Below are 10,636 nucleotides of genomic sequence, written 5' to 3' on the forward strand. Positions count from 1 at the left end.
GCGGTCGCTCAGGACTGCTTGACGCGGACCATGCCCTCCTGGGCGACGGTGGCCACGAGGGTGCCGTCGGCCGCGAACATGCGTCCCAGCCCGAGACCGCGCCCGCCGGAAGCCGACGGCGACTCCTGGGTGTAGAGGATCCAGTCGTCGACCCGCGCCGGGCGGTGGAACCACATCGCGTGGTCGAGGCTCGCCGGTCGCAGGCGTCGGTCGCTCCACGCCAGCCCGTGACGGCGGATCACGGGCTCGAGGAGGGTGTAGTCGGAGGCGTAGGCCAGCACGGCCGCGTGCACCAGCGGGTCGTCGGGCAGCTCGCCGACCGCCCTGAGCCACACGCTCTGGTGGGCCGACTGCTCGGGCCCCGGCTCGGCGAAGACGTCGCCCTCGACGTGGCGCAGCTCCACCGGCCGGCGCAGGAGGTGCCGCGCCGCCGGGTGGTCCACCGCGCCGTACAGGTCTGACAGGGCGGGCAGCGTCTCCGGGCCGGGCACCTGCGGCATGGCGTCCTGGTGGTCGAGGCCGCCGGCGTGCTCCTGGAACGACGTGATCATCGACAGGATGGGCAGGCCGTCCTGGATGGCGTGGACGCGGCGCGTGGAGAACGACCGGCCGTCCCGCATCCGCTCGACCGCGAACCGGATCGGCTTGGTGTCGTCCCCGGGCCGCATGAAGTAGCCGTGGAGGGAGTGGATGGTGCGCACCCCGTCGCCGTCGTCGATGTCGGCCACGGTGCGACCGGCCGCCATGACGCACTGGGCCAGCACCTGGCCGCCGAACACCCGCCCGTGCGGCATCTTCTGGCTGCGACCCAAGAACACCGTGGCCCCGGACTCGCCGAGGTCGATGCTCTCGCCGCCGTCGGCCCCCTCGACGGTGATGCGCGCGGTCCCCAGCTCCTCGAGGTGGAGGGTGTCGAGGAGGTCCGTCAGCGGGTCGGGGGAGGCGGGGCCGTCGATGGTCACACCGAGAGCCTAGGGGTCGTCCCGGCGAGCGTCCGAGGGAGGATCTCGCCCGCCGGTGGACCGCTCACGCGACCAGGGGCGACCGGCGCCGCCCGACCGGTCGGCTCGTGACGGTGTCCTGCCAGGCCAGGGCGATCCGGTCGACCGCCTCGGCCACGACCTCGGGGGCGTGCCCGGTGATGGGGATCCGCAGGAAGCGCTCCATGCCCCCGTCGACGGCGAACTGCGGCCCGGGCGCCAGCACCACGCCGCGCCGGTCGGCCGCGACCGTCAGTGGCGTCGACAACGCCTCGGGCAGCTCGGCCCACAGGCACAGGCCGCCCTGGGGCACGGTGAAGCGCCACTCGGGCAGCCGTGTCCGCAGCGCGCCCACGAGGGCGTCCCGGGAGGCGACGACCGCCTCGCGGCGCGCGGGCAGGATGGTGTCGCGGTGCGCCAGCAGGTCGAGCAGCACCAGCTGCTCCATCACCGGGCTGCCGAGGTCGAGGGTGAGGCGCGCGGTCACCAGCGCGGGCACCAGGTCGCGCGGCGCGCGCAGCCACCCCACGCGCAACCCACCCCAGAACGTCTTGCTCGCGCCCCCGACGGTCACGGTGCGGCCGTGGTGGGCCCCAAGGGGGCTAGGCATGGCCAGGCCGGGGTCGTGCGCGAGCTCGACCAGCGTCTCGTCGACGATCGCGACGGTGCGCGTCTGCCCCAGTGCACGCCCCAGCCGGGAGCGCTGTTCCTCGGACATGAGGGCACCGGTCGGGTTGTGGAAGTCGGGGACGAGGTATGCCGCCCGGGGCGCCGTCTGCCGCAACGTCGCCTCCGCGGTGTCCAGGTCCCAGCCGTCCACCCCCATCGGCAGTGGGACGGCCCGTGCGCCCGACCGACCCAGCGTCTCGATGGCGTTCGGGTACGTCGGGCTCTCGAGCAGGACGCGGTCACCGGGGGAGAGCAGGGCCCGGGCCGCGATGGCCACACCGGCGAGCGCTCCGCTGGTCACCATGACCTGCTCGGCGTCGGTGGGCAGGCCGCGGGCGGTGAGGTCGGACGCCAGGACCTCTCGCAGGGCGGGTAGGCCGAGGGGGTGGTAGCCGGTGCCCGCGAGGTAGCGGGGCAGCTGCTCGAGCGCGCGCTCGTAGGCGGCGACCGTCCCGGGTGGGGCGCTCATGGAGGCGCACGTCAGGTCGATGACGGGACCGTCGAGCTGGTCGGTCGTGGGCTGCAGGGGAGCGCCGGCCCGCCGTCCCGCGGCGTCACCCGGGAGCACGGCCACGCTGCCCGAGCCCTGGCGGGACTCGAGGTACCCGCGCTCCCGCAGCTCGGCGTACGCCCGGCTCACCGTCGTGCGGCTCACCCCGAGGGCCGTCGTGAGGTCGCGCTCGCTCGGCAGGCGCGTGCCGGCGGGGATGCGTCCATCGGCCACGAGCAGGCGCACGGCGTCGGCAAGGCCGCGGTACGCCGGGCTGGTGTCCAGGGCCGCACCCAGCAGCGGTCGCAGCCGGGCAGCGGACAGCGCACGGAGAGACATGCAGACCACTTTGGCACAATTGGCTATCGGAAAACAGGCCACCGGCCACCACGATGGCATCCATGACGCGCACCACCCTCACGCCGATGACGCCACTGCAACAGCTGCGCGCCGGCAACACGACCCGACGCCTCGTCCAGCTGTTCGCGGGGCTGGCGCTGTACGGGATGTCGATGGGCATGCTCATCCGGGCCGGCCTCGGCCTCGACCCGTGGGACGTCTTCCACTACGGCATCGCGCGGCACCTCCCGGTGAGCTTCGGCACCGTGACCATCATCGTCGGGGTGGCGGTGCTCCTGCTGTGGGTGCCGCTGCGGCAGGTGCCCGGGCTCGGGACCGTCGCCAACGTCGTCGTCATCGGCCTGACGACGGACGCCACCCTCGCGGTGCTCGACCGGCCGTCGTCCCTCGTGCTGCGCGTGCTGCTCCTCGTCGGCGGCATCCTCGCCAACGGCCTCGCGGGGGCGCTGTACATCGGCAGCCAGTTCGGTCCCGGCCCGCGTGACGGCCTGATGACCGGGCTCGTGCGCCGGACCGGCCGCAGCTTCCGGCTCGTGCGCACGTCGATCGAGGTCACCGTGCTCGTCGTCGGGTTCCTGCTCGGCGGCGTCGTCGGGATCGGCACAGTGCTCTACGCCGTGCTCATCGGTCCCACCGTGCAGCTCTTCCTGCCCCTGTTCACCGTCCCGCTCGAGGTCCCCGCCGACCGCCGTGCTGCTCCGGTCGGCGCTGCGGAGTCAGGCCTCTAGGGCCAGCACGAACGGCAGGACGCCCGGGGCCCCGGCCCGCCGCAGCTCCTGGGCGGCCACCGTGAGCGTCCACCGCGAGGACGCGAGGTCGTCGACGAGCAGCACCGGACCGTCGAGGCCGGCCAGGGCAGTCCGCATCTCCGGCCCGGCTGCCAGCCGCCCCCAGACCCCGGCCAGCCGGAACGCGCTGTTGCCACCGGCCTCACCGGTGGGACCGTCGTGGACGAGGTCGAGGGTGCCGAGCCACTGCAGGCGCCCCATCTCCGCGAGTCCCCGGGCCACCGACTCGACGAGCTGGGGACGCGTACGGGAGGGGATGCTCGCGACGGCCACCGGGCGCTCGGACCAGCTCCAGTCGCGCAGGATCGGGACGCAGGCCCGCAGCAGCTCGGCCGGGGCCGGGGCGTCCTCGCCACGCAGGAGGGTGCGCAGCTGCTGGCCCCACCCGAGGTCGGTGAGGCGGGCGACCGCCCGCCCCGGCTCCATGGCCTCGTCGGGAGCGATCCTGCCCTTGAGGGGGACGCCGAGGCGGTCCATGCCCGACGGCCACTGGGCTCGCGGCTCGAGCTCGACGCCGGCCCGCTCGAGGCGACCGCGCGCCGTCGTCACCGCGGTGTCGGGGATCTCGGTGGGGAACCACCCGCCTGCGCACGAGTCGCACCGGCCGCAGGGGACGGCCGTGTCGTCGTCGAGCGACTCCTGGAGGAAGGCCATGCGGCAGTCGCCGGACTGCTCGTAGGAGAGCATGAGGTCCTGCTCGCGCACCCGAGCGGCGCTGACCCGCTCGTAGCGCTCGGCGTCGTAGGTCCACGGCTGGCCCGTCGCGGTCCAGCCGCCGGGGACGCGCTGGACCGCGCCGTCGACGTCGAGGACCTTGAGCAGCAGCTCGAGGCGGGTGCGCCGGATGTCGACGACCGCCTCCAGCGCCACCGTGGACAGGGGCTTGGCCGACTGTGCGAGCGCGGTGAGGACGGCGTCCGCCTGCTCCTGGCGCGGCATGGACGCGGAGGCGAAGTAGGACCAGATGTCCTTGTCCTCGGGCCCGGGCAGCAGCAGCACGTCGGCGCGCTCGGTGGCACGCCCGGCGCGACCGACCTGCTGGTAGTAGGCGACGGGCGAGGAAGGCGCCCCGAGGTGGAGCACGAACCCGAGGTCCGGCTTGTCGAACCCCATGCCGAGGGCCGAGGTCGCCACGAGCGCCTTGACCTGGTTGTCGCGCAGCATCGCCTCGAGGCGCTCGCGGTCGGCGGGGTCGGTGCGCCCGGTGTAGGCGCGCACCTCGTGGCCGGCCTCGCGCAGGGCCACGGCGACGTCCTCCGCGGCCGACACGGTGAGGGTGTAGACGATGCCGCTGCCGGTCAGGCTGTCGAGGTGGGCGAGCAGCCAGGCCAGCCGCTGCTCGGGGGAGGTGAGGCGCATGACGCCGAGGCGCAGCGAGTCGCGCGCCAGGCCACCGCGCAGCGTCACGACGTCGTGCCCACCGGCGCCGAGCTGCTCCACGACGTCGGTGACCACGCGGGCGTTGGCCGTGGCGGTGGTCGCCAGCACCGGGGTGTCGGACGGCAGGGTGGTGAGCAGGTCGCGGATGCGCCGGTAGTCGGGGCGGAAGTCGTGGCCCCAGTCGGAGACGCAGTGCGCCTCGTCGACGACGAGCAGGCCACAGCGGCGGGCCAGGTCGGGCAGCTGCTCGTCGCGGAACCGCGGGTTGTTGAGCCGCTCCGGGCTCACGAGCAGCACGTCGACCTCGTCGGCGGCGAGGGCGGCGGACACCCGGCCCCACTCGTCGGCGTTGGCGGAGTTCATCGTCACCGCCCGGATGCCGGCGCGCTCGGCCGCGGCCACCTGGTCGCGCATGAGCGCCAACAGGGGGGAGACGATCACGGTGGGCCCGGCACCCTCCTGGCGGCGCAGCGCCGTGGAGACGAAGTAGACCGCCGACTTGCCCCACCCGGTGCGCTGGACGACGAGGACCCGGCGGCGCTCACCGACCAGCGACTGCACCGCCTCGAGCTGGCCGTCGCGGAAGTCGGCGTCCGCCCGCCCCACCAGCCGGCGCAGGACGTCGGTGGCCCGGGTGCGCAGGTCGAGGCCTGCGGTCGTCGTCTCCATGGTGACCACCGTATGCCGCCGCCACGACAGCCCTGACAGGATGGCCCCCATGGACGAGCCCCGCGAGCGCTACCGGGTCAACGTGCCGCTGCGGTGGAGCGACATGGACGCCTACGGCCACGTCAACAACGTGCAGTTCCTGCGCCTGCTCGAGGACGCCCGCGTCATCGGGTTCGAGGAGTGGTTCGGGCAGGACCGCTCGGTGCTGGCCGAGGGGATCCTCGTCGCTCGCCACGAGATCGAGTACCTCGCGCCCCTGCTGTTCCGGGTGCCACCGATCGTCGTCGAGATGTGGGCGACCAAGATCGGCGGCGCCGGCTTCGACCTCGCCTACGAGGTGCGCGACGGCCACGCCGGGGACGACACGGTCTACGCACGCGCGGAGACGACCCTCGTGCTCTACGACTTCGCGACCTCGACGCCGAGGCGCATGGCGCCCGACCTACGGGCGATGCTCGAGGAGCGCTCCGGTGAGCCGGTCCCCTTCCGGTGGCGGCGTCGGTGACGGTCCTGGAATTCCCCGACGCCCGGGGCCTGGACGACCTGCGCACCTACGTCGCCCGGGCCAAGGCCGCCGACGAGGACGGTGCCGTACGCCTCCAGGCGAGCGGCACCACGCTCGCGGCGTACGTCGGTGTCCTTCCCGGCAGCGGGCTCATGGGGGAGGGCGCGGTGATCGGCCTGCGGGCCATGCCGCTCGCCGAGCCCGCGGAGCTCGACACGACGGTCTCCCTCGCCTCCGTCACCGACCGGCTCGCCCGCGAGGGCGGCACGACGCTGTCGGTGCCCCCCACGACGGTCAGCGTGGGCTGGGCCGCGATGGCGCCGCCCCGCGCCGGCTGGGAGCGCGTGGGCGCCCTCACCGCCGAGGAGGTGTACGCCGTGGCGCGCGAGGGGATCGCCCAGGTCGCCTCGGGCTCGCCGGCGGATGCGGGCGGTGCCGCGGTGGCGGCGCTGCGCAGGCACGTCTGGGGTCGGCTCACGACCACCACGCCCCCGGTACCGGCGGGAGGCGCGTTCGCGGCGTACGCCCTCGGCTTCGCCGCCCCCGGGTCGGAGGTGACGGTGTGGACCCACGGCCGGTGGACCCGCCTGTCCACACGGGCCGGCCACGTCCTCGTCCGCTGACCTGCGCGCCTCCGGTGCTCTCAGGCGCCGCGGTCAGGTGCGGATGCGGCGCCCGGCGACGACGACCAGGGCCGACACCACGCTGAGCCCCAGCCACATGGCGACGTAGACCGGCACGTCCCGACCGGCCTGCGTGTGGAGCGCGGCGAAGACCGCTCCGGCTGCGGCGATCCCGAGCACCGAGCCGAGCACGTCGGCGAGCTGCAGCGACGACGAGGTCGAGCCGTGGTCTGCCGGTGGGGTGAGCAGCAGGGACAGCACGGAGAGGCTGGCGGTGCCGAGGCCCATGCCCGTCCCGCAGGCCACGAGGGCGACGGCCACGAGGTAGGGGTTCCAGCCGAAGTGGGTGATCGCCACGACCGCGAGCAGACCGCCGGTGAGCAGCGCGCCGCCGACCGAGACGAGCCGGTGCCGACGCCCGGACCAGCGGTCACGACCCTGCACCCACGAGCCCGCCGACCACCCGAGCGAGCCGACCGCGAGGATCGTCCCTGCCGCGCCGAGCGACAGCCCGCGCTCGTTGACGAGCATGAGCGGGATGTAGGTGATGGTCCCGAAGAACGAGCAGGTGAACAGGAAGCGCGCGACCATCACCGACGGCAGCCCACGCCGCATGAGCCACGTGCCCTTCGGCAGCAGCAGGGGAGCGGTCGCCGCGATCCCGGCCACGCCGACCAGGGCCACGACGCCCTGGACCGACCACCTGAGCGCGAGGTCGTGCGTGCCCCACTGCAGGGCGCCTGCCGAGGCGGCGATGAGGAGCCCGGACCAGGCGGCCCTGGCGTGCGCGCGGTGGTCCCGACCCGAGGCCTCGACCCCCTCGTCGGCGGCGCGGATCTGGCCGCGGCGCGCGACGACGGCCACCATGGCGACGACGACCGGCACCACGACGAGCCAGAAGACCCAGCGCCAGGAGAAGGTGGTGGTCACCCAGGCCGAGATGGGCGGCCCGAGCAGCGAGGGCAGCACCCAGGCGGCCGAGATGACACTGAACACCTTGGGGCGCAACGACTCCGGGTAGGCGCGGCCGATGACGACGTAGCCCGCGACGATGATGAGCCCGGCCCCCAGGCCCGCCACGCCGCGTCCGGCGAGGAACACCCCGAACCCCGTCGACGAGCCGCACACGCCGCAGCCGACGGCGAACAGCACCTGCCCGAGGTACAGCGACGGCAGGGGCCCGGACCGGTCGCACCAGACGCCGGCGAGCACGATGCCGAGCAGCTGGGTGGTGAGCATGACCGAGAACGCGAGCCCGTAGGAGCGCACGGCGTCGAGCTCCCGGGCCGCCGCGGGCATGGCTGTCGAGACCGCCATGCCCTCGAACGCGATGACGGTGATGAGCGCCACCAGCGCGAGCGACACGAGGGCGTAGGCGGGGTCGAACACACCGCCCGGAGAGGGGGCGGTAGAGGCGTGGTCGAGGTCGGGCCGCCCACCCTGCGCGAGGTCGGCGTCCTGGCTCGCCGGGCGGGGAGTCGTCGCGCTCACTGCCCCAACGGTACGCCGCGCTCGGCGAGGACGTCCGCGAGCGTGTCGATGCGGTCCGAGACGATCCCGTCCACCCCGAGGTCGAGCAGCCGGTGCATCTCGGCCGCGTCGTCGATGGTCCAGACGTGCACGTGCTTGCCCATGGAGTGCACGCGGTCGACCAGGGCAGGGGTCACGAGGTCGAGGCGCCGGCCCCCGACGACGTGGCCGGTGGGGACCTGCAGCACCGCGGCGGGGGACCGCAGCCAGTCGGCCACGAGGCGGGGGGCGAAGCGCAGCACGCCGACCTCGGACGGGCCTGCCGCCGTGGCGACGGCCGGCCCGAGCAGGGACCGTACGGCGCGCAGCCGGGTGCGCGAGAACGAGCCGATGCAGACCCGGTCGACGGCGTCGTGCGCGCGGACGACGGCAGCCAGCGGCTCGATGGCACCGGCCGCCTTCACGTCGATGTTGAGGCGCGCGTCCGGGAGCTCCTCGAGGAGGTCGGACAGCAGGGGGATGGCCTCGCTCCCACCGACGCGGGCATTGCGCACCGCCGCCCACGGGAGCTCGGCGATCCGACCCTGATGGTCGGTGACGTGGTCGAGGACGTGGTCGTGGAACGCGACGACCCGGCCGTCACGGGTCGCGTGGACGTCGGTCTCGAGGTAGCGGTAGCCGAGGTCGACCGCGTGGCGGAACGCGGCCATCGTGTTCTCCAGGTGCAGGTTCGCCGCCACCTTGGCGCCGCCGCGGTGTGCCAGGCCGATGGGGGTGGGCGCGTCGAAGTACGCGAAGTCGGCCGCTCTCACCGCACCAGTCTGCCCCGGGTCGCGCTGGGTCTCCCCAGCAAAACGCCGGTTGCCCGGTGAACCACGGGTAGACAACCCGAGGTGTGGCGGGCAACCGGCGTTTTGTCGCCGAAGGGGAGGGGGAGGGGGACGTCAGACGGCGGCCCAGACCGTGGTGTCGGTCGGCACCGAGCCGTCGTCGGCCAGCGGGCCGGACGAGACGAGGACCGTGGCACCCTCGGGGAGGGCGACCGGCGAGGCGCCGAGGTTGGTGAGCACCAGGGTCGCGCCGCCAGCCTGGCCGGTGTTGGCGAGGGCCACGACGTCGTCGCCGTACCCCTCGACCACCGCGAGCCCACCGACGCCGAGCGAGCGCTCGCGGCGGGTGGCGAGCAGCGCCCGGTACAGCTCCAGCGTCGAGCCCTCGACGCCGTCCTGCTGGTCGACGGCGTACTCGCCGTACACGGCCGGCTGGGGGAGCCAGGTCGCGTCGCTCGGGCCGAAGCCGAACGACGGGGCGTCCTTCTCCCACGGGATCGGCACGCGGCAGCCGTCGCGCCCGATCTCCTTGCCCTGCGTGCGGATGAAGGTCGGGTCCTGGCGGAACTCACCGGGCATGTCGGTCGACTCGGGCAGGCCGAGCTCCTCCGCCTGGTAGATGTACGCGCCGCCGGGCAGCGCGAGCATCAGTGCCGACGCGGCCCGGGCCCGACGCAGGCCGAGCTCGCGGTCGGGCTGCGGGGCGGTCGCGCTGATGCCGTTCGGCTGGCGCTCGCCGACGGGCAGACCGAGCCTCGACGCGTGCCGGACGACGTCGTGGTTCGACAGCACCCAGGTGCTGGGGGCGCCGACCGAGTCCGCGGCGGACAGGGACGACTCGATGACCGCGCGGAGGTCCTCGGCGGTCCACTGGGCCTTGAGGAAGTCGAAGTTGAACGCCTGGTGCATCTCGTCCGCGCGGACGTAGCGCACCGCCCGCTCCTGCGGACGGACCCACGCCTCGGCGCACAGGATGCGGTCGGGCTCGCCGTAGCTGTCGAGCACCTTGCGCCAGCGGCGGTAGACCTCGTGCACGCCGTCCTGGTCCCACATCGGCGGGACGGGGGCGCCGGGCTTGAGCTCGCCGTCGAGGATGTGCTGCTCGACGTCGTAGTCGGGCAGCCCCGGCTCCTTGACCAGGCCGTGGGCGACGTCCACGCGGAAGCCGTCGATGCCGCGGTCGAGCCAGAAGCGCAGGATCGACTCGAACTCGTCGCCGACCTCGGGGTTGTCCCAGTTGAGGTCGGGCTGCTTGGTGTCGAACAGGTGCAGGTACCACTGGCCCGGGGTGCCGTCCGCCTCGGTGACACGGGTCCACCCGTCGCCACCGAAGACCGAGTGCCAGTCGTTCGGGGGCAGCTCGCCGTGCTCGCCCTTGCCGTCGCGGAAGACGTAGCGGTCGCGCTCGGGGCTGCCCGGGGCGGCCGCCAGCGCCTGCTGGAACCACACGTGCTCGTCACTGGTGTGGTTGGGGACGAGGTCGACGATGACCTTGAGCCCGAGCTCGTGCGCCTTGGCGACCATGGCGTCGGCGTCGGCCAGCGTGCCGAAGAGCGGGTCGATGTCGCGGTAGTCGGCGACGTCGTACCCGGCGTCGGCCTGCGGGGAGGTGTAGAAGGGGCTGAACCAGACCGCGTCGACCCCGAGCGCCTTGAGGTAGGGCAGCCGGGCGGTCACGCCGGGCAGGTCACCGATGCCGTCGCCGTCGCCGTCCGCCCAGGAGCGGGGGTAGATCTGGTAGATCACCGCGTGGCGCCACCAGGCGGCATCGGCCGAGTCGGCCGGGTGGATGAGGTGGGTGGAGCCGGTCGGGCTCACCGTCGAGGAGAGGGTTTCAGTCACGGGCAACCATGGTGGGGCATGAGACCCCGG

At 74.0% G+C, this 10,636-nt stretch carries 9 protein-coding genes; 3 read left to right on the plus strand and 6 right to left on the minus strand.

Annotation, left to right across the window (positions count from 1 at the left end; translation table 11 throughout):
- Positions 1-8 precede the first annotated feature (8 nt).
- Both ABEA42_RS17205 and yczR read right to left on the minus strand, forming a co-directional pair.
- Complete coding sequence (locus tag ABEA42_RS17205; RefSeq protein ID WP_345505106.1) at positions 9-962, minus strand: acyl-CoA thioesterase; 954 nt, start codon at positions 960-962, stop codon at positions 9-11.
- Positions 963-1,026: 64 nt separating this feature from the next.
- Positions 1,027-2,478 carry a MocR-like transcription factor YczR gene (gene yczR, locus ABEA42_RS17210; RefSeq protein ID WP_345505107.1) on the minus strand — a complete coding sequence of 484 codons (1,452 nt, stop codon included), beginning with the start codon at positions 2,476-2,478 and terminating at the stop codon, positions 1,027-1,029.
- A gap of 62 nt (positions 2,479-2,540) precedes the next feature.
- Here yczR and yczE point away from each other — a divergent pair, with 62 nt between their 5' ends.
- Complete coding sequence (yczE, locus tag ABEA42_RS17215) at positions 2,541-3,227, plus strand: membrane protein YczE (protein WP_345505108.1); 687 nt, start codon at positions 2,541-2,543, stop codon at positions 3,225-3,227.
- On the opposite strand, the gene ABEA42_RS17220 is transcribed toward yczE, so the two are convergent.
- The gene (locus tag ABEA42_RS17220) at positions 3,216-5,336 is read right to left on the minus strand and encodes a RecQ family ATP-dependent DNA helicase (RefSeq protein WP_345505109.1); all 2,121 of its coding nucleotides are present in this window, start codon (positions 5,334-5,336) and stop codon (positions 3,216-3,218) included. The two genes, yczE and ABEA42_RS17220, sit on opposite strands and share 12 nt — an antisense overlap.
- 49 nt (positions 5,337-5,385) lie before the next feature.
- Here ABEA42_RS17220 and ABEA42_RS17225 point away from each other — a divergent pair, with 49 nt between their 5' ends.
- On the plus strand, positions 5,386-5,841 hold the full coding sequence (locus ABEA42_RS17225) for an acyl-CoA thioesterase (RefSeq protein ID WP_345505110.1): 456 nt from the start codon (positions 5,386-5,388) through the stop codon (positions 5,839-5,841).
- Positions 5,838-6,464, plus strand: a complete 627-nt coding sequence (locus tag ABEA42_RS17230) for a hypothetical protein (protein WP_345505111.1) — start codon at positions 5,838-5,840, stop codon at positions 6,462-6,464. Before ABEA42_RS17225 ends, ABEA42_RS17230 begins: the two co-directional genes overlap by 4 nt.
- A gap of 33 nt (positions 6,465-6,497) precedes the next feature.
- Here the strand turns inward: ABEA42_RS17230 and ABEA42_RS17235 are convergent, their stop codons facing one another.
- The 3 genes from ABEA42_RS17235 to ABEA42_RS17245 form a co-directional block, all read right to left on the minus strand.
- A complete protein-coding gene (locus tag ABEA42_RS17235; protein ID WP_345505112.1) occupies positions 6,498-7,955 on the minus strand; it encodes an MFS transporter in 1,458 nt (485 codons plus the stop codon).
- The gene (locus ABEA42_RS17240) at positions 7,952-8,746 is read right to left on the minus strand and encodes a glycerophosphodiester phosphodiesterase (protein ID WP_345505113.1); all 795 of its coding nucleotides are present in this window, start codon (positions 8,744-8,746) and stop codon (positions 7,952-7,954) included. Before ABEA42_RS17240 ends, ABEA42_RS17235 begins: the two co-directional genes overlap by 4 nt.
- A 132-nt stretch (positions 8,747-8,878) precedes the next feature.
- Positions 8,879-10,606, minus strand: coding sequence for a glycoside hydrolase family 13 protein (locus ABEA42_RS17245; RefSeq protein ID WP_345505114.1), 1,728 nt, complete (start codon positions 10,604-10,606; stop codon positions 8,879-8,881).
- Positions 10,607-10,636: the final 30 nt, after the last annotated feature.

The sequence above is a fragment of the Pedococcus ginsenosidimutans genome, assembly GCF_039544395.1.
Lineage (GTDB): Bacteria > Actinomycetota > Actinomycetes > Actinomycetales > Dermatophilaceae > Pedococcus > Pedococcus ginsenosidimutans.